Annotated in this window: 37 protein-coding genes; 33 read left to right on the forward strand and 4 right to left on the reverse strand. The window is 33.6% G+C overall.

All coding sequences use genetic code 11. The features are described from left to right. The 28 genes from rplB to OOK99_RS01670 all read left to right on the forward strand — a co-directional run bounded on the left by rplB (position 1) and on the right by OOK99_RS01670 (position 16,250). A complete protein-coding gene (gene rplB / locus OOK99_RS01535) occupies positions 1 to 825 on the forward strand; it encodes a 50S ribosomal protein L2 (protein ID WP_264719971.1) in 825 nt (274 codons plus the stop codon). A 3-nt stretch (positions 826 to 828) separates the two neighbouring features. After that, on the forward strand, positions 829 to 1,113 hold the full coding sequence (gene rpsS / locus OOK99_RS01540; protein ID WP_010404687.1) for a 30S ribosomal protein S19: 285 nt from the start codon (positions 829 to 831) through the stop codon (positions 1,111 to 1,113). A gap of 9 nt (positions 1,114 to 1,122) precedes the next feature. After that, the gene (gene rplV / locus OOK99_RS01545) at positions 1,123 to 1,473 is read left to right on the forward strand and encodes a 50S ribosomal protein L22 (RefSeq protein ID WP_264719972.1); all 351 of its coding nucleotides are present in this window, start codon (positions 1,123 to 1,125) and stop codon (positions 1,471 to 1,473) included. Between the two features lie 39 nt (positions 1,474 to 1,512). Further along, the gene (gene rpsC, locus OOK99_RS01550) at positions 1,513 to 2,133 is read left to right on the forward strand and encodes a 30S ribosomal protein S3 (RefSeq protein WP_264719973.1); all 621 of its coding nucleotides are present in this window, start codon (positions 1,513 to 1,515) and stop codon (positions 2,131 to 2,133) included. Between the two features lie 11 nt (positions 2,134 to 2,144). Next, positions 2,145 to 2,558 carry a 50S ribosomal protein L16 gene (gene rplP / locus OOK99_RS01555; RefSeq protein ID WP_264336938.1) on the forward strand — a complete coding sequence of 138 codons (414 nt, stop codon included), beginning with the start codon at positions 2,145 to 2,147 and terminating at the stop codon, positions 2,556 to 2,558. Between the two features lie 11 nt (positions 2,559 to 2,569). Beyond that, a complete protein-coding gene (gene rpmC, locus OOK99_RS01560) occupies positions 2,570 to 2,773 on the forward strand; it encodes a 50S ribosomal protein L29 (RefSeq protein ID WP_264336939.1) in 204 nt (67 codons plus the stop codon). Next, entirely contained in the window at positions 2,766 to 2,996 is a 231-nt protein-coding gene (gene rpsQ, locus OOK99_RS01565; RefSeq protein ID WP_264719974.1) for a 30S ribosomal protein S17, read from the forward strand. Before rpmC ends, rpsQ begins: the two co-directional genes overlap by 8 nt. 18 nt (positions 2,997 to 3,014) lie before the next feature. Continuing rightward, a complete protein-coding gene (gene rplN / locus OOK99_RS01570) occupies positions 3,015 to 3,374 on the forward strand; it encodes a 50S ribosomal protein L14 (RefSeq protein ID WP_007302542.1) in 360 nt (119 codons plus the stop codon). Next, a complete protein-coding gene (gene rplX, locus OOK99_RS01575; RefSeq protein ID WP_010404700.1) occupies positions 3,374 to 3,691 on the forward strand; it encodes a 50S ribosomal protein L24 in 318 nt (105 codons plus the stop codon). Before rplN ends, rplX begins: the two co-directional genes overlap by 1 nt. Before the next feature lie 6 nt (positions 3,692 to 3,697). After that, the gene (rplE, locus tag OOK99_RS01580; protein WP_010404703.1) at positions 3,698 to 4,234 is read left to right on the forward strand and encodes a 50S ribosomal protein L5; all 537 of its coding nucleotides are present in this window, start codon (positions 3,698 to 3,700) and stop codon (positions 4,232 to 4,234) included. 12 nt (positions 4,235 to 4,246) lie between these two features. Then, positions 4,247 to 4,555 (forward strand): 30S ribosomal protein S14, encoded by a 309-nt coding sequence (rpsN, locus tag OOK99_RS01585; protein ID WP_264719975.1) that lies wholly within the window; start codon positions 4,247 to 4,249, stop codon positions 4,553 to 4,555. A gap of 22 nt (positions 4,556 to 4,577) precedes the next feature. Continuing rightward, complete coding sequence (gene rpsH, locus OOK99_RS01590) at positions 4,578 to 4,973, forward strand: 30S ribosomal protein S8 (protein WP_006012252.1); 396 nt, start codon at positions 4,578 to 4,580, stop codon at positions 4,971 to 4,973. 16 nt (positions 4,974 to 4,989) lie between these two features. Further along, the gene (gene rplF / locus OOK99_RS01595) at positions 4,990 to 5,535 is read left to right on the forward strand and encodes a 50S ribosomal protein L6 (protein ID WP_264719976.1); all 546 of its coding nucleotides are present in this window, start codon (positions 4,990 to 4,992) and stop codon (positions 5,533 to 5,535) included. Positions 5,536 to 5,540: 5 nt separating this feature from the next. Continuing rightward, positions 5,541 to 5,912, forward strand: a complete 372-nt coding sequence (gene rplR, locus OOK99_RS01600) for a 50S ribosomal protein L18 (RefSeq protein WP_127464117.1) — start codon at positions 5,541 to 5,543, stop codon at positions 5,910 to 5,912. Positions 5,913 to 5,924: 12 nt separating this feature from the next. Further along, positions 5,925 to 6,437: a 30S ribosomal protein S5 gene (gene rpsE / locus OOK99_RS01605; RefSeq protein WP_010404712.1), complete on the forward strand. Its 513-nt coding sequence runs from the start codon at positions 5,925 to 5,927 to the stop codon at positions 6,435 to 6,437. A gap of 3 nt (positions 6,438 to 6,440) precedes the next feature. Further along, the gene (gene rplO / locus OOK99_RS01610; RefSeq protein WP_006012263.1) at positions 6,441 to 6,911 is read left to right on the forward strand and encodes a 50S ribosomal protein L15; all 471 of its coding nucleotides are present in this window, start codon (positions 6,441 to 6,443) and stop codon (positions 6,909 to 6,911) included. A 3-nt stretch (positions 6,912 to 6,914) separates the two neighbouring features. Continuing rightward, a complete protein-coding gene (gene secY, locus OOK99_RS01615; RefSeq protein ID WP_264719977.1) occupies positions 6,915 to 8,243 on the forward strand; it encodes a preprotein translocase subunit SecY in 1,329 nt (442 codons plus the stop codon). Next, entirely contained in the window at positions 8,240 to 8,881 is a 642-nt protein-coding gene (locus OOK99_RS01620; RefSeq protein ID WP_264330572.1) for an adenylate kinase family protein, read from the forward strand. Before secY ends, OOK99_RS01620 begins: the two co-directional genes overlap by 4 nt. 59 nt (positions 8,882 to 8,940) lie before the next feature. Then, on the forward strand, positions 8,941 to 9,309 hold the full coding sequence (gene rpsM, locus OOK99_RS01625) for a 30S ribosomal protein S13 (RefSeq protein WP_264719978.1): 369 nt from the start codon (positions 8,941 to 8,943) through the stop codon (positions 9,307 to 9,309). 24 nt (positions 9,310 to 9,333) lie between these two features. Continuing rightward, positions 9,334 to 9,720, forward strand: coding sequence for a 30S ribosomal protein S11 (gene rpsK / locus OOK99_RS01630; RefSeq protein WP_006012273.1), 387 nt, complete (start codon positions 9,334 to 9,336; stop codon positions 9,718 to 9,720). 20 nt (positions 9,721 to 9,740) lie between these two features. Continuing rightward, on the forward strand, positions 9,741 to 10,808 hold the full coding sequence (locus OOK99_RS01635) for a DNA-directed RNA polymerase subunit alpha (protein WP_264719979.1): 1,068 nt from the start codon (positions 9,741 to 9,743) through the stop codon (positions 10,806 to 10,808). 7 nt (positions 10,809 to 10,815) lie between these two features. After that, positions 10,816 to 11,244, forward strand: a complete 429-nt coding sequence (rplQ, locus tag OOK99_RS01640) for a 50S ribosomal protein L17 (protein ID WP_143689121.1) — start codon at positions 10,816 to 10,818, stop codon at positions 11,242 to 11,244. An 11-nt stretch (positions 11,245 to 11,255) separates the two neighbouring features. Beyond that, complete coding sequence (locus tag OOK99_RS01645; RefSeq protein ID WP_143689120.1) at positions 11,256 to 11,609, forward strand: YraN family protein; 354 nt, start codon at positions 11,256 to 11,258, stop codon at positions 11,607 to 11,609. Positions 11,610 to 11,647: 38 nt separating this feature from the next. Continuing rightward, positions 11,648 to 12,199, forward strand: coding sequence for an ATP synthase F1 subunit delta (atpH, locus tag OOK99_RS01650; RefSeq protein ID WP_264719980.1), 552 nt, complete (start codon positions 11,648 to 11,650; stop codon positions 12,197 to 12,199). Beyond that, positions 12,196 to 13,737 carry a F0F1 ATP synthase subunit alpha gene (gene atpA / locus OOK99_RS01655; RefSeq protein ID WP_264719981.1) on the forward strand — a complete coding sequence of 514 codons (1,542 nt, stop codon included), beginning with the start codon at positions 12,196 to 12,198 and terminating at the stop codon, positions 13,735 to 13,737. Before atpH ends, atpA begins: the two co-directional genes overlap by 4 nt. Positions 13,738 to 13,746: 9 nt before the next feature. After that, complete coding sequence (gene greA / locus OOK99_RS01660; protein WP_143689117.1) at positions 13,747 to 14,241, forward strand: transcription elongation factor GreA; 495 nt, start codon at positions 13,747 to 13,749, stop codon at positions 14,239 to 14,241. Positions 14,242 to 14,244: 3 nt separating this feature from the next. Next, positions 14,245 to 14,889, forward strand: a complete 645-nt coding sequence (ribB, locus tag OOK99_RS01665) for a 3,4-dihydroxy-2-butanone-4-phosphate synthase (RefSeq protein ID WP_264719982.1) — start codon at positions 14,245 to 14,247, stop codon at positions 14,887 to 14,889. 71 nt (positions 14,890 to 14,960) lie between these two features. Further along, complete coding sequence (locus tag OOK99_RS01670) at positions 14,961 to 16,250, forward strand: M48 family metalloprotease (RefSeq protein WP_264719983.1); 1,290 nt, start codon at positions 14,961 to 14,963, stop codon at positions 16,248 to 16,250. Between the two features lies 1 nt (position 16,251). On the opposite strand, the gene OOK99_RS01675 is transcribed toward OOK99_RS01670, so the two are convergent. Both OOK99_RS01675 and fabG read right to left on the reverse strand, forming a co-directional pair. After that, positions 16,252 to 16,590 carry a TrbC/VirB2 family protein gene (locus OOK99_RS01675; RefSeq protein WP_143689115.1) on the reverse strand — a complete coding sequence of 113 codons (339 nt, stop codon included), beginning with the start codon at positions 16,588 to 16,590 and terminating at the stop codon, positions 16,252 to 16,254. Positions 16,591 to 16,685: 95 nt separating this feature from the next. Then, entirely contained in the window at positions 16,686 to 17,420 is a 735-nt protein-coding gene (gene fabG, locus OOK99_RS01680) for a 3-oxoacyl-[acyl-carrier-protein] reductase (RefSeq protein WP_264719984.1), read from the reverse strand. Positions 17,421 to 17,881: 461 nt separating this feature from the next. On the opposite strand from fabG, the gene OOK99_RS01685 reads away from it, so the two are divergent. The 5 genes from OOK99_RS01685 (at position 17,882) to OOK99_RS01705 (ending at position 25,250) form a co-directional block, all read left to right on the forward strand. Further along, a complete protein-coding gene (locus OOK99_RS01685; protein WP_264719985.1) occupies positions 17,882 to 18,025 on the forward strand; it encodes a hypothetical protein in 144 nt (47 codons plus the stop codon). A 65-nt stretch (positions 18,026 to 18,090) separates the two neighbouring features. Further along, a complete protein-coding gene (gene ppdK / locus OOK99_RS01690; protein WP_264720218.1) occupies positions 18,091 to 20,760 on the forward strand; it encodes a pyruvate, phosphate dikinase in 2,670 nt (889 codons plus the stop codon). 157 nt (positions 20,761 to 20,917) lie between these two features. Beyond that, the gene (locus OOK99_RS01695) at positions 20,918 to 22,006 is read left to right on the forward strand and encodes a hypothetical protein (protein ID WP_264719986.1); all 1,089 of its coding nucleotides are present in this window, start codon (positions 20,918 to 20,920) and stop codon (positions 22,004 to 22,006) included. A gap of 609 nt (positions 22,007 to 22,615) precedes the next feature. Continuing rightward, positions 22,616 to 23,730, forward strand: a protein-coding gene (locus OOK99_RS01700; protein ID WP_214303219.1) for an IS3-like element ISWpi17 family transposase whose coding sequence is annotated in 2 segments (ribosomal slippage) — positions 22,616 to 22,889 and positions 22,889 to 23,730 — 1,116 coding nt in all. Because the reading frame shifts where the segments join, the coding sequence is not laid out codon by codon here. Between the two features lie 485 nt (positions 23,731 to 24,215). Then, on the forward strand, positions 24,216 to 25,250 hold the full coding sequence (locus tag OOK99_RS01705) for an efflux RND transporter periplasmic adaptor subunit (RefSeq protein WP_264719987.1): 1,035 nt from the start codon (positions 24,216 to 24,218) through the stop codon (positions 25,248 to 25,250). 278 nt (positions 25,251 to 25,528) lie between these two features. On the opposite strand, the gene grxD is transcribed toward OOK99_RS01705, so the two are convergent. Next, on the reverse strand, positions 25,529 to 25,852 hold the full coding sequence (grxD, locus tag OOK99_RS01710; RefSeq protein WP_063631065.1) for a Grx4 family monothiol glutaredoxin: 324 nt from the start codon (positions 25,850 to 25,852) through the stop codon (positions 25,529 to 25,531). Positions 25,853 to 25,868: 16 nt separating this feature from the next. Next, on the reverse strand, positions 25,869 to 26,087 hold the full coding sequence (locus tag OOK99_RS01715) for a BolA/IbaG family iron-sulfur metabolism protein (RefSeq protein WP_006012412.1): 219 nt from the start codon (positions 26,085 to 26,087) through the stop codon (positions 25,869 to 25,871). Positions 26,088 to 26,093: the final 6 nt, after the last annotated feature.

Here is a 26,093-nt window from a genome sequence, read left to right on the forward strand (position 1 = left end):
ATGGGTATGAAATTTTTTAATCCTGTTACTCCGTCTTCTCGTGGGACTATATTAATAAGTAAAGTTGGTTTATCAAAAGATAAGCCGGAGAAGTCTCTTGTATTTGGTAAGAAATCCAGTGGTGGAAGAAATAATCATGGTAGAATTACAATTCGTCACAGGGGTGGTGGTCACAAGAAGAAGTATAGAGTTATAGATTTTAAACGTAATAGAAGTGATCAGGGTATAGTTGAGAAAATAGAGTATGATCCAAATAGAAGTGGGTTTTTAGCATTAATATCATATAAGAAAGATGATATTAAATCTTATATATTAGCTCCTCAAGGTATGAAGCCTGGTGATATTGTGACAGCTGGAGATGATGCTGATATTCTGCCAGGTAATTGTTTGTTGTTGAAATATATACCTGTTGGTTCTTTTGTTCATAACGTTGAATTAAAGCCAGGTGGTGGTGCTGTAATTGCTAGAGCTGCGGGTTGTTGTGCGCAAATTGTTGGTCGTGATGGTCAATATGTTTTATTGCGGCTTAGATCTGGTCAAGTTAGGTTGATTTTATCTTCTTGTAAAGCTACTATTGGTGTAGTGTCTAATCTTGATCATAAGAATAGAAAGCTGGGTAAGGCTGGAAGAAGTAGGTGGCTTGGAATTAGACCTGCTGTGCGTGGAGTTGCAATGAATCCGATTGACCACCCTCATGGAGGTGGAGAGGGAAAAACTTCTGGTGGTCGTCATCCTGTTACTCCTTGGGGTATTGCAACAAAAGGAAAGAAAACTAGGAAAAAAAATAAATCTAGTGATAAGTATATAAAAAAATTGAAAGGTTAATTTATGAGTAGATCTGTATGGAAACCACCTTTTTTACACCCATCTGTACTAAGATTAGTTCAGAGAGCTTTAAAAGAGGGTTCTATTAATAAGGTGATAAAAATTCATTCCAGGGCTTCTGTAATTCTTCCTAATTGTTTGGGTTTAAAGTTTGCTGTTTATAATGGTAAAGATTACATTCCTGTTAGTGTTGATAACCAGAATATGATAGGTCATAAATTTGGTGAATTTTCACCTACTCGTAAATTTACTGGGCACGGTGGTGATAAAAAGGCAACAAGAAGATAGGTAATTGATATGAAAAGTAGGGATATAATAGTTGAGGCTGGTTCTAGGGTTTTAAGATCAACTCCTCGCAAATTGAATTTGGTTGCTGGTTTAGTACGTAATAAAAAAGTTTCTTTTGCTAGTGTACAATTAAGATTTTGTAAAAAAAAAGCTGCTGGTTTTATAATGAAGGTGTTGAATTCTGCAATTGCTAATGCTCAAAATAATTATGGATTGAACATTGATAATTTATATATAAAGGAAATTTTAATAGGCAAGTCTCTTACTTTGCGTAGAGTATATCCAAAAGCTATGGGTAAGGCTAATAGAATGAGTAAATTTTATAGCAATATAACTATAAAATTGAAAGAAATTGTATAATTTATAGAAATGGAAAATTAATAAGGAAAGTGTAAAAATATGGGACAGAAGGTTAATCCTAAAGTATTTAGATTGCAAGTAAATAGTAATACCTGGGATTCTATTTGGTGTGCTACAGACGATTATAAACAGAAATTACATCACGATCTATTTATTCGCAGCTATATAAATGAATCCTTTAAGCATGCTGGTATTTCTAAAGTAATTATAGAGCGTACAGTTAATTTAACGTCTGTAATAATACATTCTTCTAAGCCTGGAGTTATAATAGGTAAGAAAGGTTCGGATATTGAGAAGATAAAGCAAAAAATAGCTAAAAAAGTAGAAAGTAGCGTTGAAGTGAATGTAGTAGGAGTTAAAAAGTCTGAAATAGATGCAGCTTTAATATCAAAGAGTATTACACATCAGCTAGAAAAAAGGATTTCATGTAGAAGAGCGATGAAAAAAGCTATTCAAAATTGTTTGAAGATGGGTGCTAAGGGTATTAAAGTAAGTTGCTCTGGGCGTCTTGGCGGAGCTGAAATAGCTCGTACTGAATGGTACAAAGAAGGTCGCTTGCCTTTACACACTTTGCGTGCTAATATAGATTATGCTTTTTGTAAAGCAAAAACTATATGTGGTATTATAGGAGTTAAAGTTTGGGTTTATATTGGTAGTTAAGGTGTATTGAAATGTTTGTTCCCAAAAAGAGTAAATATAAAAAGGCATTTAAGGGGAGAATTAAGGGTAATGCGAAGGGTGGTAGTACACTATCTTTTGGCGATTATGGCTTAAAAGCTTTGGAAGCAGGTAAGATTCAGTCTAAGCATATTGAAACTGCAAGGCGTATAATATCTAGAACGTTAAAACGCTCTGGTAAAGTGTGGATAAGAATTTTTCCTGATACTCCGGTTAGTAAGAAGCCGGCAGATGTGCGTATGGGTAAAGGGAAAGGTAGTGTTGAATTTTGGGTATTTAAAGCTAAGCCAGGTAGGATTTTGTTTGAAATTAGCAGTGATGTTCCCATGCCTTTAGCAAGGTTGGCGCTTGAAAAAGCGACTGCCAAGCTTCCTATGAAATGTAAATTTATATCTAATCATAATTGAATGGAGTTGCAATGGATATAGTTGAAATTGAATCAAAAGCCTCAAAAGAATTGCATGAAATTCTTTTGAGCTTGAGGAAAGAATTTGTTAATTTGGCTTTTCAAAAAAAACTGGGCCAGTGCAACAATTTTTCGCGTTTTAGCTTAATAAGAAAGAGCATAGCTCGTAGTCTGACTGTACTAAATAGAAGAAAGAGAGAGGGAAAAAATGCCTAAGAAGGTTTTTTGTGGTGTCGTAACTAAGGCTGACTCTGATAAGACTGTAAAGGTTTCGGTGTTACAAGTGTATAAGGATAGGCTATATAAAAAGGTTATTAAAAAATATAAGAAATACACAGTGCATGACGAAAATAATAGTTGCAAAAAGGGAGATAGGGTTTTAATACAGGAACATAAGCCTATTTCTGTTACTAAAAAATGGGTTGTTATCAATAGCTAAAAAGGAATAGGTATTTATATGATTCAAAAAAATACATTGTTAGAAGTAGCTGATAATTCTGGTGCGCGTGCAGTGCTTTGTATTGGCTTGTTAGGTGGTAGGAAATCTGCATCTGTAGGTGATACGATTATTATATCTACTAAGTCTATTAACCCAAAAGGTAAAGTTGAAAAAGGAAAAGTATATAAAGCAGTTGTTGTTAGAGTAAAAAATAGTGTTAAGAAATCTGATGGTTCTGTAATTCGTTTTTCTAGCAATGCTGTGGTTTTAATTAATGATCAAGGTGAACCACTTGGCACTCGGGTGTTTGGTCCAGTAAAAAAGTTGTTATCTGGTTCTTTTATGAAAATAATGTCATTAGCTGATGAGGTTTTATAATGAGTGCTAAAATAAAAAGTGGTGATGATATTATAGTTTTAACTGGTAAAGATAAGAGAAAAATTGGTAAGGTAATCAAAGTTATAATACGTGATGCTAAAAAGAAAGTAGTTGTTTCTGGCGTAAATGTGTGTAAGAGACATACTAAACCAAGAGCTGGTAGTGGTGGTGGTATATTGAATAAAGAGTTAGCTATTGATGTATCCAATGTTGCAATATTGGATCCTAAGTGTAAAACTCCAACTAAAGTAGGATTTAAGATTATAGATGGTAGAAAAGTGCGTTTTGCAAAAGTTTCTGGAGAAGTGATAGATTAGGTTGATATGTTTAAACAATTGTATAAAGATAATATAGTAAAATCCTTAAAGGATAAGTTTAATTACAGCAATGTAATGCAAGTGCCTAAACTTGTCAAGGTGTGTATCAATATGGGCGTTGGAGATGCTGCTACGGACAATAAAGCGATAAATGAGCCATTTGATAATCTACATTTGATTGCTGGGCAAAAGCCTGTGTTAACCTTTGCAAAAAAATCTATTTCTGGTTTCAAAATTAGAAAAGGTGCAACTGTAGGTTGTAAAGTGACTTTGCGTAGAAATAAAATGTATGAATTCTTAGAAAGATTAATATATATTGCTTTGCCAAGGGAAAAAGATTTTAGAGGGTTTAGTGTGAAGCAATTTGATGGTCATGGTAATTTTTCCCTTGGTATCAAGGAGCATATATCATTTTTAGAAATAGACTATGATAAAATAAGTAAAATTAGAGGTATGGATATTAATATTATAACAAGTGCAGTTAGTGATAAGGAAGCAAAGGAATTATTACTGGCTCTTAAATTCCCTTTTTTTGATAATTGAGAGAAAATATATATGGCAAAAAAATCCATGATACAGAAGAATCTTCGTAGAATAAAGTTATGCGATCAGTATAGGGTGAGAAGAGAAGAATTGAAATCTATAATGAATAATAAGGATTTATCTATTGCAAAAAGGTTTGCAGCTCAAATTAAGCTGATTAAAGATTTGCCTAGAGATTGTGCTCAAAGCAGAATTAGGAATAGATGCGCTTTAACTGGTAGGCCGAGAGCAGTATATAGAAAATTTGGTTTATGTAGGATTGTTTTACGTGATTTGTGTTCTTTTGGACAAGTTCCAGGGGTTACAAAATCTAGTTGGTAAATGTGATATAAGGAGTGTAATAGTGTCGTTATCTGATAGTATTGGTGATTTTTTAACAAGAATACGTAATGCTCAATTGGCAATGCATAGGGAAACAAGAGTCCTATTCTCTAAAGTGAATTCTTCTATATTGAAGATCTTAAAAGAGGAAGGGTATATTCTTAATTATAAAAAGCAAGAGAGTGATAGTGTCCCTTCGCTTGTTGTGCAGTTGAAGTATTATGATAAATCACCTGTGATTAATGATATAGCTAGGGTATCAAAGCCCGGTTGTCGTTATTATTCTAAGTGTAAGGACATTTCTAAAGCATATAATGGTCTTGGAATTTTTATTATATCTACGCCGAAAGGAGTGATGACCGATTATAATGCACGTAGATTAAAAGTTGGTGGAGAAGTTTTGTGTCGTGTATTTTAAATGATAGGAGAAATGTATGTCTCGTATAGGTGCCGCACCTATCAATATTCCTGCTGATCTTTCAGTTGAATATAATGATGGTAGGGTATTAATAAGAAGTGTTAGGGCAGAAAAAGAGCTGAACTTGTGTAGTGGCATTCTGTGTCAGATAGTTGATAATCAATTGTTACTTTCTGTTGATCAAGGCAGGGATGATTATGATAAAATAAAATCTATATGGGGCACTTATAGAAGTAATATTAATAACATGATTAACGGTATGGTTAATGATTTTTCTGTTGATCTTGAGATTAATGGTGTAGGGTATAAAGCAGAATGTGATGATAAGTATTTGACTTTATATCTTGGTTATAGTCATAATATTAAGTATAAAGTGCCTAAAGACGTTGAGATTAAGTGTATAAAGCCAACTCATTTAGTGATTCGCGGTATGGATAAGCAAAAAGTCTATATGGTGGCTTCTGATATATGCAAAACTAGAAAATATGATCCTTATAAAGGTAAGGGTATTGTAATAAAAGGCAAATTTATGCTGCGTAAGGTTGTAAATAAAAAGAAGTAATTAAAATGAAAAGATTGTATAATTTTTTAAGTAGCTATGAAAAAAGGAAACTTCGTAATAGAGCGAAGCTCGATAAGAGCGCTGGGCGTTTACGTATATCCATATTTAAGTCTAATAAACATTTTTACGTTCAGTTGATTAACGATGCAAAAGGAACAACCCTAGCTTCTGCTTCTACTTTAGATGATAAAATTAGGAATGTATGTAAAGGTAGGGTCAATGCTGAAACTATAAAACAGGTTTCTTCTTTATTGATTGAGCGTCTGTCTAGTACAAAATTGCAGCAGCGGTTCGTCTTTGATCGGGGGGCATATAAGTATACAGGATTGATTTCTCAATTTGCTGAAGCTTTAAGAAGCTCTGGATTTGAATTTTAGAAGGTTTGAAGTATGGCTGTAAAGAATTTACAAAATAATAATGATTTATCAGAACTTTTGGTTTCAGTCCGAAGGGTAACAACGGTTACTAAAGGTGGTAGAAGATTTTCATTTTCAACTTTGGTTGTTGTTGGTGATGGTAAGGGTAGGGTAGGATGTGGAATAGGTAAACACGCAGAGGTTGCTGAAGCAAGAGTGAAAGCTGTAAATGCTGCAAAGAAGTCGATGATTAGGGTGTACTTACGTGAAGGTAGAACTTTACATCATGATATTAAAGCTAAATTTTGTTCTGGTGAGATAGTTTTAAGAGCTGCAAGAACTGGAACAGGTATTATTGCTGGTGGAGCAATGAGGTCGGTTTTTGAGGTATTAGGTATAAAGGATGTGGTAGCTAAGTCTACTAGATCAAATGATCCTCATAATATTATATGTGCAGTATTTAAGGCTTTTGATGTTATGTTATCTCCTCGCCAAGTGGCAGGTAAGAGGGGTAAAAAGATTAGTGAGATAGTTGGAAATAGGTAAAGTATGAATGATGCTGTAAAATTAAATTCTGTATTTACCAAATTATCTAAGAAAAAGAAGCCTAAATTATTAGGCAGAGGTATTGGTTGTGGTAAAGGTAAAACATCCGGTAGGGGGCATAAAGGGCAGAAAGCGAGAAGTGGCGTTTCTATAAATGGTTTTGAAGGTGGACAGCAGTCTATATATACTCGTTTACCTAAAAGAGGTTTTAAGCCTATACGCAAAAACTTATACTCTATATTTAATGTTGGTGATGTACAGTGCTTAATGGAAGCTAAAAAAATAGTCAAGGATTCTATAATAGATAAGGAGCTACTGCATAAATTAGGTTTTATCAGATCTGTAAAAAGTAAAATCAAACTTCTTAATAAGGGTAAATTAAGCGAGAAATTTGTGTTTCATGTTGATTTTGCATCAGAAGCTGCAAAAAGATCTGTAGCTTCAGTTGGTGGTAGTGTAGAAATACTATCATGAATTATGAACAGTAAATTTGCATTTGATAGTTTGGGTTCTACGTTATTATATAAAACTGATTTACTAAAGCGCATATTTTTTACGCTGATGGCTTTAGTTTGTTATCGTTTAGGCACTTATGTTCCTATTCCTGGAATTAATCTTGATATAATCAATGATATATTTCCAAAAGAGAGTTCTGGTATTTTTGGAGTATTTAATTTATTTTCTGGTGGCGCTTTAGCTAGAATGACGATCTTGGCGTTAAACGTTATGCCATACATAGTTGCATCCATAGTTATGCAATTATTGTCTTCTGCCGTTAAAGGAATCAATGAAATTAAAAATGACGGAGAGTTGGGACGTCGAAAGATGAACTCTTATATACGCTATATGACTATAGTGTTTTGTATCTTTCAATCAATTACGATCTTAATAGGGTTAGAAAGAATGAATAGAGAAGGGGTATTAGTTGTAGTTGAACCTGGTATTATGTTTCGTACTATAGGTGTCTTTAGCCTTTTAGGTGGAACTATATTTTTAATATGGCTTGGTGAGCGGATCAGTGTGAGCGGTATAGGCAATGGTATCTCATTAATCATTTTTACTGGCATAACATCTGAATTACATAATGCTTTATCATCTCTGCTAACATTAAATAAAAATGGTAGTATGTCGTTTTTCATTACCCTTTTTGTTATAGCATTGTTTTTTTTACTGCTCCTTTTAGTCATTTTTATAGAATCTTCTTATAGAAAGGTAATTGTTCAATATCCCAAAAAACAGTTTAAAAAATTACATAATGATGATTTTACTTACATTCCATTGAAGATCAATTTATCTGGTGTAATACCAACTATTTTTGCTAACGCAATTTTATTAACGCCTATTTCAATTGCAAATTTCTATAAAGGTCATGCCATTGCTGATTTTATTTTAAACTACTTTATGGCAAATAAAGTGATGTACATTATAACTTACTTAATACTCATAGTACTTTTTAATTTTTTCTATACCAATTTTATATTTAATCCAGAGGAAAATGCTGATTTTCTTAGGAAAAATGGTGGTTTTATTCCTGGTAGAGGGCCTGGAAAACATACTTCTGATTATCTTCAAGATATAGTTTTTAAATTAACATTTATTGGGTCTGCGTATTTGGTGGTAATATGTACTATACCTGAAATTATGAGGTATCGTTATGATATACCATTTATTTTTGGTGGGACGAGCTTGCTGATTATAGTTAACGTTATTACTGATACTATTATGCAAGTACAATCTTATGTTTTTTCAAATAGGTACGATAGTTGGATAAAGAAATATGAGTCTAAAACAAGGAGACTAAAGTGATTATTACAATTTTTGGTCCTCCTGGCTCTGGTAAGGGTACTCAGTCCAGTTTGTTAATAGCAAAGTATAATTTTAAATTAGTTTCAGTAGGAGATTTATTAAGGAATATTATATCTAGTGGGAGTAAATTAGGTAAAGAAATAAAGGATACTGTTGAATCTGGTAATTTAATTCAAGATGAAGTTATATGTAAATTATTGTGTGACCAGCTTGCATTAATAGATGGTGATTTTTTGTTAGATGGTTTTCCAAGAAATTTAAATCAAGCTCATTTTTTAACTCAAGTTTTGCAAAAAAGATGTAATAGGGATGTTGATCTTGTAATTGAGTTGCAGCTTGACGATAATATTGCAATTGATAGATTAAAAGATCGTCTTACTTGTTTGGATTGTAAAAGTATATATAGTATATCTTCTTTTAAAAATACTACTTGTGCTAAATGTAAAAGTACGAGATTGGAGAAGAGAATTGATGATGCTAATATGCTTGCAATTAATAAGAGGATAAGAGAATATCATTTTCAGATGAAGGGTTTGCGCGAGTATTATAAGGGCAAGTTGTTAACAATTAACGCTAATTTGAGTGTTGATAGAGTAATGCAAGAGATTGAAAGTAAAATTTCTTGTAATTTGATTTGACTATAAGTTGTTTTATGGTATAAATTAAGAGTTATTATTAATAAAGTATCGAGGTATCAGTGGCACGTATTGCAGGCATAAATGTTCCAGTGAAGAAGTGTATTCCTTTTGCATTAACTTATATACATGGTATAGGTATTACTACTGCGAATATAATTTGTCGTAGCTGTAAAATTGATGAGCGTAAGCGTGTTTCAGAATTACAAGATGAAGATATAGAGAAAATTAGTAGTTTTATTAGGCAAAAATATGTCATAGAGGGTGAGCTCAGAAAAAAAGTGGCTATGGATATAAAATCTTTAATGGAAATCGGTTGCTATAGAGGATCAAGGCATAGAAAAGGTTTGCCTGTGAGGGGACAAAGAACCCATACTAATGCTAAAACTCGTAAAGGCAGATCTAAATTGCCTATTGCTGGGAAAAAATAAAATTTGTTATTATCGTGAGTTTTTATGAAAAAAGTTAAAACGGTTGGTAAGAATACAAAAAGGTTTATTACTGGTATTGTCCATATTCGTGCAACTTTTAATAATACTTTTGTAAATGTGACTGATGTTTGTGGTAATACGCTTTACCAGACTTCTGTTGGTGCATGTGGTTTTTCTGGTTCGAGAAAATCCACACCTTATGCTGCAGGTAAGGTTGCCGATTCTGCTGCGAAGAAAGTAATAGAGAGATTTGGTATGAAGGTTGTTTCTGTAATAATTCGTGGTCCTGGTTTTGGTGCAGAAGCTGCAGTTAAAGCACTTCGGAATTGTGGATTGACTGTCACTTCAATTGCAGATAAAACGGCGATACCTCATAATGGGTGTAGATTAAGGAAAAAAAGAAGAGTATAGGATATTTGGAAGGTTTTTGTATGTATTATAGTGATAGTGTTTCTTTCTGTGGAAATTTAGATAGATTAACTAAGCCTAATGCGATTAAGGTAATATCAGGTGATTCAAGTAAAAAAAGTGATATAGTTCTAGAACCTTTGGAAAGTGGTTTTGCTTTAACGTTGGGTCATGCATTAAGGCGTGTAATGTTGTCTTCTCTTCGCGGTAGTGCTGTTTATGGAATAAAAATTGAAGGCGTGAATCATGAATTTACTTCGATCCAAGGAGTTAGGGAAGACATAACTGATATAGCATTAAATATGGGCATGTTGAGATGTAAGCTAAATAACACGTCTAATAAGTGCTTAAATTTGAGCGCTAAAGGGCCTTGTCAAGTATTAGCTGGAATGATAGAAACTGATGACCAATGCTCTATTGTTAATAAAGATTTGGTGATATGTACACTAGGTCAAGATGTGGAGCTTAACGTTACTATATATGTTGGTAGTGGAAAAGGTTATCTTTCTGTAAATAAATATAAAGAAAATGAATTTTTAAAGTTTATGAATGAACAAGATTTAATTGGCTTTATTCCGATTAATGCTTTATATAGTCCTGTCGAGAGGGTTTCGTATAAGGTAGAGAATAGTCGTGTTGGTCAAGTTACTGATAAAGATAAGCTGATATTGTCAATTGAAACTGATGGTACAATCTCTCCAAGTCAGGCTATTGACTATGCTGCAAGAATATTACAGGAGCAATTGCGGCCTTTTGTTACTTCTAGTATAAGTGATAAAAGATCGAGGGTTTCTTTATCTGGTGATGCTAAAGGTTTGGGGTATGATCCTGTTTTATTGCGTAAAGTAGAGGAACTGGAATTATCTGTTAGGTCTCACAACTGCCTGAAAAATGAAAATATTGTTTATATAGGTGATCTTGTATCGAAGACAGAGAGTGAATTATTAAGGACTGCTAATTTTGGCAGAAAGTCTTTAAATGAAATTAAGGAAGTTTTAAGGAGTTTAGGCTTGTCTTTGGGTATGAATATACCAAATTGGCCACCTAAAGATATAGATGAACTAGCTAAACAACATACTGAGGAGGATTAGGTAGTGTATGAAACATGGAGTAAAAAAAAGTAAATTGTCTCGTTGTACCGAGCATAGGTTATCAATGTTAAAGAATCTATCTATCTCGTTAATTAATCATGAGCAGATTGTAACTACTTTACCAAAGGCTAAAGCACTTCGTCCATATGTGGAAAAGTTTATTACAATTGCTAAGAATAACGATTCTTTACATGGTAGGAGGCTTTTGCTTTCACGTCTTCATAATAGTAAGTTAGTAGTTGATAAGTTATTAAGCGTTCTAGCTAATCGTTATCAAGACCGTAAAGGTGGATATTCTAGAATAATAAAATTTGGTACTCGAAAGGGTGATTGCGCTCCAATGGCAGTGATAGAGCTAGTTGATAGAGATATTTCAGCAAAAGGTGAGATTTATAGTAAAAATAAAAAAGGAAGCAAAGTGGTTACACAAAGCTAATCATTCTTTTTATGGTAAATAGGTTACGCTATTTTGTAGGTTACTTTGGAGAATTGTTAGTTTCGATATATTTAAAGCTGAAATTCTATAATGTTATAAAACGTCGCTTCCGTTGTAAGTTGGGTGAAATTGACTTAATTGTATCTAAAAAAAGGGAGCTGATTTTTATAGAAGTTAAAACAAGTTTATTTGGAAAAGAAGTACCGATATCTCATTTTCAGTGTCAGTCTATTATAAATTCTTCTAAATATTTCTTAAGTAAAAATCTTGATTTTTTAGATTATTCAGTCAGATATGATTTATGTTTTCTTTCCTTAAAGAGAAGGCCTATTTATATAAAAAATGCTTGGATTGAGGAATGGTAGCTTAAATAACTTAGATTTACTAGAATAGGTAATTTAATATGAAAAACAATAATTTAGTTTCATCTTATGCTAGAGCACTGTTTCATGTCTCAGGAAGCAGATTAGGTATTATAAGAAAAGAAGTAGAATTTTTGTTAGCTTTTTTTAAAGATCAAAGTGATGTTTTTGTGTACCTATCTCATCCTATGGTTTCTCTTGTGCACAAAAAAGAAGCGATACTTTCTATAAATGAGAACTTGAGTGAAAACTTAGTCAAATTTATTATGGTTACACTTGCAAACAAGCGCTCCCGTTTATTAATCCTTATATTAGAAAAATTCTTAAATCTTGTAAGGGAAAGTGAAAACGAATTGGAAATTACTATAAAATCAGCAGAGGTTTTAAAGAAACCTGATATAAAAATAATTACTGAATCTTTGAACTTTCTTGGTAAAATAATAAAAGTCAGTAATGTGGTTGATCCTTCTATACTAGGTGGCTTCGTAGTTAGGTATGGTTTTAACTTGATTGATGCTTCGCTTAAGAGTTATTTGGATAGATTGGTTGATTTGAGTAAAATGGAAATGTTGAAAATAAGGAATTGTATATGAAGAATAGCATAAATGCCTCTGAAGTAGTAAACATAATAAAAGAGAAGGTTGAGACATTTGATAATCCTATAAAACGAGAAAATATAGGTGAAGTAATTTCAGTAACGGATGGTATCACATTGGTCTATGGGCTAGAAAAAGCAAAGTTTGGTGAAAAGGTATCTTTTGCAAGCGGTGTAGAAGGAATAGTTCTTGATTTAGATCATGATACAGCTGGAATAGTTGTGCTTGGCAATGACCGTGATGTAAAAGAAGGGGACGTTGTAAAATGTAGTGGCGACGTTGTACAGGTGCCTGTAGGTCATGAATTATTAGGGAGAGTTGTAAATGCATTAGGCGATCCTATAGACGATGGCGGAGAAATTAGAGCCAAGAACAAAATGTATATAGAATCTAAAGCGCCAGGTATTATTGACCGTAAATCTGTGCATGAACCTCTGCAGACAGGAATTAAAATTATAGATTTGTTGATTCCTATAGGTAGAGGGCAACGTGAATTAATTATTGGTGATAGACAAATTGGTAAAACCACTATTGCGATTGATACTATTATCAATCAGAAGAAGATTAATGATGAGGTAAACGAAAATCAAAAAATTTACTGTGTTTATGTTGCTATTGGACAAAAAATTTCGACGGTAGCAAAAGTGGTGAATAAGCTAAAAGAAAGTGGAGCATTAGAGTATACAACCGTAGTTGTGGCTAGCGCATCTGACTGCGCGCCTATGCAATTTTTAGCACCTTATACCGGTTGCACTATTGGAGAATTTTTCCGTGATAATGGAATGCATTGCTTGGTGGTATATGATGATTTATCTAAGCATGCTGTGGCATATAGGCAGATGTCCTTATTGCTCAGACGTCCTCCTGGTCGTGAAGCTTATCCTGGAGATATATTCTATGTACACTCTCGCTTGCTTGAAAGAGCTGCCAAAATGTCTGATGAAAAAGGACAGGGATCTTTGACTGCTTTGCCGATTATTGAGACTCAGGCTGGTGATGTATCTGCATATGTGCCAACTAATGTGATTTCAATTACCGATGGACAAATTTTTCTTGAGTCTGAATTGTTTCACAAAGGATTTCGCCCTGCAGTGAATATAGGTTTATCGGTTTCTCGGGTTGGCTCTGCTGCACAATTGAAATCTGTGAAAAAAGTTGCTGGTTCTATAAAGCTGAGTTTGGCCCAATATAGAGAACTGGAAGACTTTGCTAAATTTGGTTCTGATCTTGATGCTACTGTTCAATTGTCCTTAAACAAAGGTAAATACCTTATTGAATTATTAAAGCAAAAACAGCATTCACCTATGTCAATAGAAGAACAAGTATTGCTTATGTATATCTTTTCTAATCTGTATAGTCAATTAAGTAAGGTACAGGTGAGCAACATCAATAGGTTCGAGTGTGATCTTATCAATTATTTTCAAACTGTTCACCCTGGAGTTTTAAAAAAGTTGTCAGGTGACATGAATGATGATATAAAAGATGATATTGTTGGTATTGTGAGTGATTTTGTCACTCAATTTAATTGCGTTTAGGCGGTGATTATGACTTCATCCATTGTTAACAAGTTCCCTATTACAAGGGAAGGTTTTGAGAGTATGCAAGTCGAACTTGAGAAATTAAAGGAAGAAAAACCTTCTATCATACAAGCTATTTCTGATGCGCGTGATCAAGGTGATTTATCAGAGAATGCAGAGTATCATGCTGCGCGGGAAAGATTAGGTTTTATTGAAGGTCGTATAATCGAGTTAGAAAATAAGCTTTCGCATGCAGAAGTAATAGAAGTGAAAGATTTGTTTGGTGATTCAGTAATATTTGGTGCAACTGTTACGGTAAGCATGTTAAATGATGATAACAGTGAAATTGAATATGTTTATAAGATTGTAGGTGGATATGAAGCTGATGCTTCAAAGCAGTTGATCTCTACGGATTCACCACTCGGTAGTGCTTTAATTGGCAAAAAAGTTGGTGAGTATGTGGAAGTGATAGTGCCAAATGGAGAGAAATTGTATAAAATAGTTAAGATTGAGTTTAAGTAAATCATGGTACAAGTAACTTATCCTTCAATTAGTCTACCCGGTATTTCTTCTGTGGAAGATGTATTGAGGGATGCTAGTTCTGGTAAATTATTCATTTTAGTTGACGATGAAAACAGAGAGAATGAAGGTGATCTGATTGTATTAGCTGAGAAATTAGAGCCAGAACATGTGGCTTTTATGGTTAGATACGGTACAGGGATTGTTTGTTTAGCAATGACTAAAGTTCACATGAAAAGGTTAGGCCTTAGTTTCATGGAAAGAAAAAATATTGGTGAAAATCATACTGCTTTTACTACATCAATTGATGCACGTTATGGTATTACTACGGGTGTTTCAGCTGAGGATAGAACAAAAACTATACATGTTGCTATTGATAAAAATAGAACTCAGGATGACATTATAACTCCCGGTCATATTTTTCCTGTGATTGCACATGAGAGTGGAGTAGAGCAACGTGCTGGTCATACTGAAGCAAGTGTTGAGATAGCTAAGTTAGTGGGATGTAATCATTCTGCAGTTATTTGTGAATTAGTGAATGATGATGGATCTATGATGCGCTTACCCCAGTTGCTTGAATTTGCTGAACAACATAATATTAAGTTAACTACCATTGATAAACTTATCAGTTACGTTCAAAATTTAAACTAGCGTTTATAGATTCGTATAGTTTAAGTGTTAAAATATAAAATTCCTCAAAGTTATACAAACAAGGAATTTCCATGTCTAAGCTTTTTGTTTTACTATTTTTTTTCGTATACTGTAATAGCGCTTACTCTGTTAGTATTATTAGAGATAGTGAAGTGGAAGCGGTAGTTAAGGATCTAGCGCAACCTTTATTTTCTGCTGCGGGTATTGATAATGATAAAATAAAAGTTTTTATAGTTGATGATAGATCGATTAATGCTTTTGTAATTAACAATAATAGCATTTTCATTCATTTAGGGCTTTTACAATATTCGACTGAACCTTATGTCTTACTTGGTATATTAGCACATGAAATTGCTCATATATCTGCTGGTCATGTATTACAAATGAGTAGTGCTGTAGGTTATTTTCAATCAATAGCAATGGTTAGTTATATGGTAGGATTAGTTTCTAGTATTGTCATTAACCCTCAGGTTGCGAGTGCAATCTTGCTTAGTGGTGTAACGCTTAGTTCAAGGTTGTTTTTTAACTATTCTCAAGAGCAAGAGAGTGTAGCAGATAGCTATGCTTTAAGATACCTAGATGAATCTGGCTATGATAATTTGGGTATGAAAGAGATTTTTGACTATTTTAAGAGTATTGAGCATGAAAACACTGAAGAGTATTTCCGCACTCACCCACTTAGTGATAAGCGTATATTTGCTGTACAGAATTATAAGGTTAAAAACAATATAAAACCAATCCTTGCAGATAAATTGCTGAAGTTTGAGCGTATGGTTGCAAAGCTAGACTCTTTCTTTGCTCCTATTCATGTGTTATCTAATAAATATGAAGGTAGTTCTAAGTATGTAAATGCTGTAATTCACTATAGGCAAGGAAAGATAGAAGAGGCTATTACTAAAGTTAATTCATTGATTCAAGAGTCACGCAATGATCCTTATTTATATGAATTAAAAGCGGAGATGTTATACAAAGCTGGAAATTTAAGTGAAGCAATAAAAATGTATGAAGAATCACTTAGATATTTATCTGAGAAGAATAACTATTTAGTGAAACTTGCGTTATCTCATACTTTATTATTACACGGTGAAATAGAGAAGGCAATTTTTTACCTAGAGCAGGTTGCAAGCGTAGAAACAAATAACGCCTTTGTCTGGAAGTATTTAAGTATTGCATATAAACGTAGCGCTGATATGGCAATGTATTATTTTGCTTTGACGAAAAAGGCTTGTATTGAAGGTAATTTAGAGAAATTTATGAAATACGCTGAGTTAGCTATTAAAACTTTACCGAAAGATAGCTCTTGCTTGCTGCAAATTGAGGATATGAAGGAACAATACACACAAAAACACACTTATTTTTAGGTTATCTTTCCCCACACTTATTCAACGTCTCTCTTACTTCATCGCTTATATTGGGTATAATTTTCGTTATAATCGTTTTGGCACCAAAAAATACACCACAAAACATACCTAAGGCAAAGAGAGCTGGCCATGGCATTCTACCGAATATTGCAAGCAAAGCTGCACCTATTATGACTACAGTCATAAGTGGCCCACCTATTCCCCAAATATAACCAATAATATTGCATATTACTTGGGCAGTTGTATCATCTATATCATTAGCAGCATTTGCGTAATCTGAAAAAGAGAGAAACAGCACTATACATAAAGCATTAAAAAATTTTTTTATTATATAGCTCATTCTTTTGCCTCCAAGTAATAAACTAACGCGAAAATAAATTTATATATATACTTATTGTAAAGTAAAACTTATAATTTGTCCATAAATAAGTGTTGCTACATAAATAGCCCACCATTGATGTTAAGCACATGTCCCGTTATATATTTTGCCTCATCGCTTGCTAAAAACAATACTCCTGCTGCTATTTCTTTTCCTGTTCCCATTCTTTTCATTGGGATGTTATCTAATATTTTTTCCTTTTGTCCTTCATTTAAAACTTCAGTCATTTTAGTATCTATAAATCCAGGAGCAATACAATTTACTGTTACATTACGACTTGCAACTTCTTTTGCTATAGATTTACTCATGGCTATTATCCCAGCTTTAGAAGCTGCATAATTTGCTTGCCCGGCATTTCCTGTCAATCCTACTATTGAGGAAATATTTATGATTCTTCCCCAATTATTTTTAATGAATTTCTTGCATGCTTCTCTATTTAGCTTAAATGTGGAGGTCAAATTAATGTCAATCACCTTTTGCCATGCTTCATCTGTCATTCTCAACAATAAGCTGTCTTGTGTAATTCCTGCATTGCATATGAGTCCATCAAAGCCTTTCATCAACTCACTTGCTTTATTTATTAGTTGATTTACCTCTTCAGGATTTGATAAGTTGCAAGGAAGTACGTGAATGTTTTTTTCATATTTTTTAGCAACTTCTTCGAGTATTTCTTTTTTTGTACTAGAAATACATAAAGTTGCTCTGGCCTTATGCATAATTTCTACAATTGCCTGGCCTATTCCGCCTGATGCACCAGTAATCAGAAATTTCTTATTCTCTAATCCAAACATAATAATTTTTATTTGTTCCAGCTCTTAACAGAATATTAAAAGACTTGCAATAGATTTTTTCATAACTTTCATTTAATAGAAGCTTCTTGACAAATCTTGTATTTATTGGCGAAATTATGGCGGCTGCATGCCTTTTTTATTTTTTCTACATTCGGCCAGATCGCGCTTATTTAAAGCGTTAGCACATTATCAATTACAGTAATAAAATTAGCACCATGTGGATTCTTTTGCCTTTTTTTGATTGGTAAATTTCTTAACACTTATAGCTAAAGTAATTTATAGAGAGCCAGCGCGTGACTAGTTCTTATTACTTGATCAGTCTTCTGGATCCCAGTACTGGGATGACAGGAGTGTGAGATAAGGCTACATTCATACTCCAACAGGTATGACGGTGTCATTCCAGCACTTGATGCTGGAATCCAGAAGTCTTTACTATAAATAAGCATATTGAGCACAAAATTATGCTAAAACACAAGGTTTTTGTTGAGATTATGGACGAACTGGATTCCAGCGTCATGCGCTGGAATGATATCATAGAGTTCATTGAGATGACAGACTTGAATGACAATAGGGACACTAGAATGAAAGGAAAAGAGGCTATTTAATTGTGCTGAATTTTACAAAATTTATTACTCCTGCCTGACAAATTTATTAGAATAGTATGTATAGTATGTTTATTAGTGAAAATCCGAAAAAAATGCAAGAAAAGTTAATATATTACTTTAGCCAAAGCAACTGTGAAGGCAATGCAGCAATGAGAAATCTACTAGGAGGGAAGGGAGCAAATCTGGCAGAGATGTGTAACATTGGCATTCCTGTTCCACCTGGTTTTACAATTTCCACTGCTGTTTGTCAGGCCTATTGTCAAGATAATGAATTGTCTTGTGATCTACGTAACGAGATAAAAAACTACATGGCGATGCTCGAAAGTGACATCGGTTGTAAATTCGGGGATTCAAATAATCCTTTATTAGTTTCCATACGCTCTGGTAGTGTGAATTCAATGCCGGGCATGCTCGATACAGTCCTAAATGTTGGCCTAAATGATGCAACCGTTGTTGGTCTTGCAAAAAAAAGTGGCGAACGTTTTGCTTACGATAGCTACTGCCGTTTCATCATGATGTACTCGAATGTTGTACTACAGCTTGACCACAACCTATTTCAAGACATTATTGATAGTGAACAGCAAAAAAGTGGAGCAAAAAGCTTAGCTGATCTTGATGTTGATGTTTTAAAGGGGATTGTTAATGATTTCAAAGATGTAGTATATGAGAAAATAGGAAAAAATTTCCCGCAGAACGTTGAAGAACAGTTACTCAATTCAGTAAATGCAGTGTTTTCTTCTTGGCAAAATGATAGAGCTGTTTCCTATAGAAAAATAAATAATATTCCTGAAAACCTTGGAACTGCAGTTAATGTACAAGCAATGGTTTTTGGTAATCTGAATGATAATTCAGCAACTGGTGTGATATTTACAAGGAATCCTTCAACTGGAGAAAAAAAGCTTTTTGGTGAGTTTTTAGTTAATGCTCAGGGTGAGGATGTGGTTTCTGGTGTTTATACTCCTATGCCAATTGACGGGGAGCAAGAAAGTACCATGGAGAAGTTGCTACCAAGTGTCTACCGAGAATTATGCGCGGTATGTGAAAAACTTGAAAGGCATAATAAGGACATGCAGGATATCGAATTTACTGTACAGGACGGTAAGTTATGGATTTTGCAGACTAGGTCTGGCAAGCGCACAGCCGAAGCTGCTATTCGCATAATAGTTGATATGGTAGAAGAAGGAGCGATTACAAAAGAGGAAGGAATATTGAGAATTGATCCAAAAACTTTTGACAATTTATTGCATCCAGTTCTTGATGTTAAAATCGATCAAGAAGTAATAGGTAAAGGACTGCCAGCTTCTCCAGGTGTTGCTTCTGGATATGTAGTATTCAGTGCAAGTGATGCTGAAAAAGCTGCAGAGCAGGGTAAAAAAGTAATTTTGGTAAGATCAGAGACGAGCCCTGAAGATATTAATGGAATGAATGCTGCAAGTGGAATAGTAACAGCGAGGGGAGGTATGACCTCCCATGCCGCTGTTGTAACTCGTGGAATGGGTAAACCATGTATTTGTAGTCTAAGTGGACTTTATATTGATAAAGATGAAAAATTTCTTTCTATGGGGGATATAAAAGTAAATAAAGGTGAACCAATCACCATCGACGGAGGAACAGGAGAGGTTATGCTTGGTATTCTTCCGACAGTTTTGCCTGAATTATCTCAAGAGTTCAAAACGATAATTAACTGGGTAGATAAAATCAAAACAGTGAAGGTGAGAGCGAATGCTGATACTCCAAAAGATGCAAAAATTGCGAAAGAATTCGGTGCAGAAGGTATAGGATTATGTCGCACAGAACATATGTTTTTTGCTAGTGATAGAATCGAATTCATTCAAAAATTGATAATAGCTGATGATGAAAATGAAAGGGCAAATGCATTAAATAAACTCGAAGAAATGCAAAAGTCTGATTTCAAAGAAATATTTTCTATTATGGAGGGCAGGGAGGTTACTATACGTTTACTTGATCCACCTCTACATGAGTTTTTGCCCCACAATCAATCTATTATAGAGAAAATTGCCAAATCACTGAATAAGTCAGTTGAATCAGTAAAAAATAAAATAGTACAGTTATCAGAAAAAAATCCAATGCTTGGCCATCGAGGTTGTAGGCTTGCTATTTCTCATCCTGAAATATATAAAATGCAGATTAGGGCAATACTCAGTGCTGCAAGTGAATTAAGGAAAGAAAAGAAGATAGAAGTGAAACCTGAAATCATGATTCCTTTTATCATGAGCGAGAAAGAGTTTGTTCTGATATGCGAGTTAGTAAAGAAAGAGGCTAAAAATTTCGATGTGAATTATTCAATCGGAACGATGATAGAACTGCCAAGAGCAGCACTTATTGCTGACAAACTCGCAAAACACGCAGAATTTTTTAGTTTTGGCACTAATGATTTAACACAAACAACTATGGGACTTTCACGAGATGATTCAGTTAATTTCCTCGATTCTTATAAGGAAAGCAACATATTCAAAAACGATCCCTTTGAGGTGCTAGATGTCGAAGGGGTAGGGGAATTAATCAGAATAGCTATCGAAAGGGGCAAAAAAACCAGAAAAGAAATTAAACTTGGTATATGTGGAGAGCATGGAGCGAATCCACAGTCCATAGAGTTTTTCATCAAATCAGGGGTCGATTATGTGTCATGCTCACCCTATAGAGTACCGGTTGCAAAATTAGTGGTAACACAGTTTAGCATAAGTTTGTTGGGCAGCACAACTGTGCGAACATAGATTCCGCTAACAAGTAGCGGAATGATGATTTTTCAAATTGTCGATAAATCTAAGTCAGTTTAGCTATTTTGCTGCTACTTTTTTTCTGAATGTCTTAAGAAAGATTGACTTTTTGTCTAAAATAATATAGGATAAAATAATAGTAAATGAGGTAAAAATGTCAATATCAAAAAAACGTAAGGAATATTTACTAGAAAAGTTTAAATATGCTGCCAAAGAATTTGGCAAATCTGGTACAAAGTCCAATCATCTAGCAGTACCAAAGGAACAGCAACTCTCTATTGATTTAGGTAATAGAAAGGTTTTTGGTATCATAAATAAGATTCTGTATTGGATAGAGAATAATTTTACTTATTTTTTTCCACGATATAATTTGTTTCCAGAAGTTGGAGTTAAAGAAAGAAAAATTCCTGGAACTAATACAAGGGTTAATTATTTTACTCCAGATGACCAAGCAGAATATACCAACATTCCTTATAAAGGAAAATTATACGTTGACTTAATGCCAGAAATGGAAGGTAACAAGTTAAAAGGCTTTAAAGGCAAACTATATGATACAACTGATAAAATTAGTAAGGATGAAAAAGGTTGTGTAGCTTATGTGATCACGCTTGACGGAAAGCTAGTAACTCATGAACATATTAATGTTAAAAAAAGCGAATGGGCTTATCGTCATTCAACTCTTGCAGGTGGTAAGCCAGTTTTATGTTCTGGTTTAATGAAAGTGGTAAATGGTGAAATAACTTATATAGACAATAATAGTGGGCATTATAAACCAGAACCAGCAAACTTATACAATGCAGTGAAAAAATTAGAAGGTCTATTTTCGAAAGATGCAAAAGTTGTTTGCCTACCATATTGGATTAGCTTGAAAAAACAAATTCCGCTTATACGCAAAATTACTCTAGCCAAACGAGAGCCAGTAGAGGAATTCTTGAAAAGGATGGAGAAAAAAGGGAAAGATGGATTGACTCAATATGAAAGACATTTTGAAAAGATAAAGGAATTTAATGAAAAATACTCAGATAAATTAGAAAGCCAGTCGGTTTATGCTAAAGTAGCTGCTCATGATTATAAATCAGTGCCTGTTTCAGACTGCAGTAATCCTAAAATAATAAAAATGGCAGTAGAACACTCAATAAGAAGGATTATTGGAGCAAACTATGGCCATAAACCAAAAATTGATATTAAATATGATAAAGAAGAAGCTGTGGGTGTTAACGTAATTTTTCACTATAAACTATAAAGATGATAGAAGCAGATTTGTTGAAATTTTAGACTTACATAAATGTAGCTATTCATCGCGTATTCAAAAAAATAAATATATAATTACGATGAGCATAGAAAAGGCTAACAAGTTTATAAAGGACACTTTACAAATTAAAATTGATAGTGTTGAGCAATTGGGTACCCATTTAGTGATGGGCTATTACCCTATTTAAATATATGCTAATATATCTATTCAGCAGGGTGGCAAAATAAGGTAGATGAGAAAAGACAACCATATAAACAAATGGGTGTCATGAAAGTAGCTCCTTTGTTGTCATGCCAGTGCTCAGACACTGGCATCCAGTTAAATTTACGGAGTATAATGGATTCGAGTGTCTGCTACTTGAATGACAAGCAAAGGCTACTCGGATGACAAGAAAGGAAGCACCGAAAATAAATAGGTGTCATCCCAGTGCTTGACACTGGGATGACACCTATTTGTTCCTATAGTTGTCTTTTCCCATCTACCTTATTTTACCACTCTGCTGAATAGATACCTTTATTTTACTATAGAACTATAATGCACCCCATAAACTAGACCAAAAAAAAATGGTTGATCCGAGTAGGAAGGTAAAGGGGTAAAAGTATGGCAACAAAAAAATATGAACCAGAGTTAAAAGCAAAGATAGCTTTGGAAGCAATAAAAAATCAAAAAAGCACAGCTGAGATATGTAGTGAATATAAAATACCATCAACAAATCTATATGATTGGCGTGATAGAGTATTGGCAAGGTTAAAAGACCTATTTGTTGAAGAAAGTGAAAGTGCGAGAAAACAAAGAATCTTAGCGCAAGAAATAGAAAGTTTACATAAAGTAATAGGAGAATTGACAGTGGAAAATAGCTATTTGAAAAAAAAATTACTGAAATAAGCAAAAAAGATAGAGTAAGGTTTATAGAAAAAGATTCTGATCTGTCAATTAGGAAACAGGCTGATTTATTGGGGATTTGCAGATCTAGCCTATATTATAGGCCTATAATTAATAACGAAAGTGAAGTAGCAAATTTGATTCAAGAAGTATATTTGGCTTCTGATTGCCGTTATGGATATCGTAAAATTACTGCTGAAATCATAGCGAGTGGAGTAGTAGTCAATCACAAAAAAATCTTAAGAATTATGAAAAAAATGAAGATTAGTGGGCTGTATTGTAGAAAAAGATGTAATACAAGTATTAAAGAAAAAAAGCATAAAATATATCCTTATTTACTCAAAGATTTGATTATTTGTAGAGTTAATCAGGTATGGGCTACTGATATAACATATATTATGGTAGAAGGTAAGTTTATCTATTTTGTGGCAATAATGGACTTGTATAGTCGCTATATTATTGCTCATTCATTATCACCATATCTCGATGCTGGATTTTGCCTTTATACTCTCAAAGAAGCTCTAAAACAAGGTAAACCTGAGATTTTTAATAGTGATCAGGGGGTGCAGTTTACTAGCTACAACTTTATTATGGAATTAGAGCGTGCTAATATTAAAATCAGTATGGACCATAAAGGACGTTGCTTCGACAATATATTTGTTGAGCGCTTATGGAGAACTTTAAAGCAAGAAGCTATATATTATTATAGACCAAATAGTATCAGAGATTTAAATCTTATAATAAATGATTTTGTTGCTTGGTATAACTATAGAAGGCGACATCAGACTCTACATTATAAAGTTCCTGCTGATCTTTATTATCATAAACAGTAAATGAATATATTGATAAATACTTTAAATGTGTGTCGACGTATTTATCAACATATTCATTTTAAAAATCGGATCACTTTGAAAAAAATGGTCTAGACAAATGGGTGCATTACTCCGCTGTTACCTGCCAACTATTACCTGGTGATTTTTCTTCACATTCTCTATAGCAATCATGAAGTGCCTTCCATTCAAATGGAGGATTGAGTATAAGATTTGTCATAATATATTCCTTAATTATAGAACTAATACCACGTTAGTACTTATATGCTAATATAATGTTAATACTTATATTAGCATAATAACTTTTCAGATACGGTTTCTTGATTAAAAATTCCATTTTAGCAATAAAAAACTTACTTATTATAGGAAAATTTGCTCATATAAAACTATTTATAAAGTGACAATAGATGTATTATACTTAGATTCTGATTTGAAATTTTATGCAGTTGTTTCTAACAAGATTGGTCAATAAATTTTACTGTTTAAGGATGAGAAACAAAGTAATCATCGTTTCCGGTATTGCTCTTATTCTACTGTTTTTTATCAACAGTACATTTTTAAAAAAAGATCAGGCGGTTCATAGTGATAATCCAATTAGTAGTTTTTCAGTAAAAACTCAGGATTATACTCCACAAAATCGCGCTGTATATTTAAATTTTTCTGGTACAGTAAATCCCTTGCATAGAGCAAGCCTTGTCTCAAGAACAAGTGGTCAAGTTATTGCCGTTTATTTGTCTGATGGTGAAAAGGTAAAGAGAGGCGATGTAATTTTAAAGATAGAAGATTATGACAGAGTTGCACAAGTTGAGAAAGCCAAAGCTTTATTAAATCAGCGTGAAATTGAGTATCATTCCTCTAAAAAATTGAATACAAAAGGGTATGGAGCGCAAATAAAAGTGGAATCAGCTTTTACTGCGTTGCAGAGTGCAAGAGCTGACCTAAAAAGGCTAGAGTTGGATTTGGAAAATACTGCAATTAAATCCCCTATTGATGGTTATGTAGATAAGATCAACGTAAATGAAGGGGATTTTGTTAATTCTGGACAGAAGATAACTGACATAGTTAATTTTGATCAAGTTCTTGTAGTGTTGTATGTTTCAGAAAATGAAGTAAATAAAATAAAACTGGGTAGTGCAGCGCAAATTAATTTGCTAGACGGAAGGGAATTAGTAGGTGAAGTGAGTTTTATTAGTAAAATTGCTGAGCCTAAAACTGGATCTTATAGAGTGGAGGTAAAGGTAACTGATAATGAGATTATATCCTTGCAAGGACTGACTGCTAGTGTAAGCCTCCCTTCAGGTGAAAGATTTGCATATAAAATTCCTTCTTCGGCCTTAAGTTTAAGTGATGATGGCGTTCTTGGAATAAAGATTGTTGATGACAATAATTATGTAGTATTTACAGCAATAGAAATTGTTGATCATGAAGATGATGGTGTTTGGGTAGTGGCAAATAACGAAGATAAGCCTATAAAGTTAATAACATTGGGCCATCTATTTGTTAAGCCTGGTGATAAGGTATAACTCGAATGTAACATGACAACGAATCCTGTCATCCCAGTGCGTGGTCATAATCTCATCAAAAACTCAAAATTCCTGGATCCCACCTGGGATGACACCAAATGAGCTACTCGCATTTTTGAGGTATAAATCACAATATTTGTACAGTTGTGTGTGTGCTACTAAAAGGGTGTCATTCAAGTAGCTGACACTGAAATCCAGAAAAGAAGGCAGTGTCTGGACACTAACACTATGTTTTTATCTATCTTATTTTGCCACTCTGCTGAACGGATACTGTAAACTTACTCCGCAATAACCTTTTTTTCTTTTAACAAATTTTGTAATTCACCTTTTTCATACATCTCGCGGATTATGTCACAGCCACCAATAAACTCTCCCTTTATATATATTTGTGGAATTGTTGGCCAATCAGAAAAACTTTTTATGGACTGACGTATTTCATCATTCTCAAGTACGTTGATGCATTTAAACTTTACATTCAAATTTTTGAGAATTGATACGACGAGCCCAGAGAATCCGCATTGAGGAAAGTCAGAGGTGCCTTTCATATACAGCACTACATCGTTTTCTGCTATGTCTTTTTTTATTTGTTCAAAGTTGTTCATAAATATCACCTTAATTTTAAGCTCCAGTTTCTAGTTGCAATGCATGTATAGACTGACCTTCAAGAGCCTTGTATACCATTCTGTGTTGTTCTATTTTTGTCTTTCCAGAGAAACACTTGGAAGTTATTTTTAAATGGTAGTGATCATCATCTCCAGCAAGGTCTTTAATTTTTATATCAGCATCAGGAAATGATTGTTTGATAATTTTCTCTAACTCGTGAATTGTAATAGTCATCAGTTT

The sequence above is a fragment of the Wolbachia endosymbiont (group B) of Eucosma cana genome, from assembly GCF_947250645.1.
In the GTDB taxonomy this organism is placed as follows: domain Bacteria; phylum Pseudomonadota; class Alphaproteobacteria; order Rickettsiales; family Anaplasmataceae; genus Wolbachia.

Coding starts and splice junctions, on each gene's coding strand:
- secY (WP_264719977.1), top strand. CDS start 6,915: ATGAACAGTAAATTTGCATTTGATAGTTTGGGTTCTACGTTATTATAT.
- rplE (WP_010404703.1), top strand. CDS start 3,698: ATGTTTAAACAATTGTATAAAGATAATATAGTAAAATCCTTAAAGGAT.
- OOK99_RS01675 (WP_143689115.1), bottom strand. CDS start 16,590: ATGAGCTATATAATAAAAAAATTTTTTAATGCTTTATGTATAGTGCTG.
- rplQ (WP_143689121.1), top strand. CDS start 10,816: ATGAAACATGGAGTAAAAAAAAGTAAATTGTCTCGTTGTACCGAGCAT.
- rplR (WP_127464117.1), top strand. CDS start 5,541: ATGAAAAGATTGTATAATTTTTTAAGTAGCTATGAAAAAAGGAAACTT.
- rplF (WP_264719976.1), top strand. CDS start 4,990: ATGTCTCGTATAGGTGCCGCACCTATCAATATTCCTGCTGATCTTTCA.
- OOK99_RS01635 (WP_264719979.1), top strand. CDS start 9,741: ATGTATTATAGTGATAGTGTTTCTTTCTGTGGAAATTTAGATAGATTA.
- rplX (WP_010404700.1), top strand. CDS start 3,374: ATGAGTGCTAAAATAAAAAGTGGTGATGATATTATAGTTTTAACTGGT.
- rplB (WP_264719971.1), top strand. CDS start 1: ATGGGTATGAAATTTTTTAATCCTGTTACTCCGTCTTCTCGTGGGACT.
- rpsQ (WP_264719974.1), top strand. CDS start 2,766: ATGCCTAAGAAGGTTTTTTGTGGTGTCGTAACTAAGGCTGACTCTGAT.
- rpsE (WP_010404712.1), top strand. CDS start 5,925: ATGGCTGTAAAGAATTTACAAAATAATAATGATTTATCAGAACTTTTG.
- atpA (WP_264719981.1), top strand. CDS start 12,196: ATGAAGAATAGCATAAATGCCTCTGAAGTAGTAAACATAATAAAAGAG.
- fabG (WP_264719984.1), bottom strand. CDS start 17,420: ATGTTTGGATTAGAGAATAAGAAATTTCTGATTACTGGTGCATCAGGC.
- OOK99_RS01645 (WP_143689120.1), top strand. CDS start 11,256: ATGGTAAATAGGTTACGCTATTTTGTAGGTTACTTTGGAGAATTGTTA.
- atpH (WP_264719980.1), top strand. CDS start 11,648: ATGAAAAACAATAATTTAGTTTCATCTTATGCTAGAGCACTGTTTCAT.
- rplP (WP_264336938.1), top strand. CDS start 2,145: ATGTTTGTTCCCAAAAAGAGTAAATATAAAAAGGCATTTAAGGGGAGA.
- rpsC (WP_264719973.1), top strand. CDS start 1,513: ATGGGACAGAAGGTTAATCCTAAAGTATTTAGATTGCAAGTAAATAGT.
- rpsS (WP_010404687.1), top strand. CDS start 829: ATGAGTAGATCTGTATGGAAACCACCTTTTTTACACCCATCTGTACTA.
- OOK99_RS01715 (WP_006012412.1), bottom strand. CDS start 26,087: ATGACTATTACAATTCACGAGTTAGAGAAAATTATCAAACAATCATTT.
- rplV (WP_264719972.1), top strand. CDS start 1,123: ATGAAAAGTAGGGATATAATAGTTGAGGCTGGTTCTAGGGTTTTAAGA.
- rpsK (WP_006012273.1), top strand. CDS start 9,334: ATGAAAAAAGTTAAAACGGTTGGTAAGAATACAAAAAGGTTTATTACT.
- grxD (WP_063631065.1), bottom strand. CDS start 25,852: ATGAACAACTTTGAACAAATAAAAAAAGACATAGCAGAAAACGATGTA.
- ribB (WP_264719982.1), top strand. CDS start 14,245: ATGGTACAAGTAACTTATCCTTCAATTAGTCTACCCGGTATTTCTTCT.
- rpsN (WP_264719975.1), top strand. CDS start 4,247: ATGGCAAAAAAATCCATGATACAGAAGAATCTTCGTAGAATAAAGTTA.
- ppdK (WP_264720218.1), top strand. CDS start 18,091: ATGTTTATTAGTGAAAATCCGAAAAAAATGCAAGAAAAGTTAATATAT.
- rplO (WP_006012263.1), top strand. CDS start 6,441: ATGAATGATGCTGTAAAATTAAATTCTGTATTTACCAAATTATCTAAG.
- rpmC (WP_264336939.1), top strand. CDS start 2,570: ATGGATATAGTTGAAATTGAATCAAAAGCCTCAAAAGAATTGCATGAA.
- OOK99_RS01695 (WP_264719986.1), top strand. CDS start 20,918: ATGTCAATATCAAAAAAACGTAAGGAATATTTACTAGAAAAGTTTAAA.
- OOK99_RS01670 (WP_264719983.1), top strand. CDS start 14,961: ATGTCTAAGCTTTTTGTTTTACTATTTTTTTTCGTATACTGTAATAGC.
- OOK99_RS01685 (WP_264719985.1), top strand. CDS start 17,882: ATGCTAAAACACAAGGTTTTTGTTGAGATTATGGACGAACTGGATTCC.
- rplN (WP_007302542.1), top strand. CDS start 3,015: ATGATTCAAAAAAATACATTGTTAGAAGTAGCTGATAATTCTGGTGCG.
- greA (WP_143689117.1), top strand. CDS start 13,747: ATGACTTCATCCATTGTTAACAAGTTCCCTATTACAAGGGAAGGTTTT.
- OOK99_RS01705 (WP_264719987.1), top strand. CDS start 24,216: ATGAGAAACAAAGTAATCATCGTTTCCGGTATTGCTCTTATTCTACTG.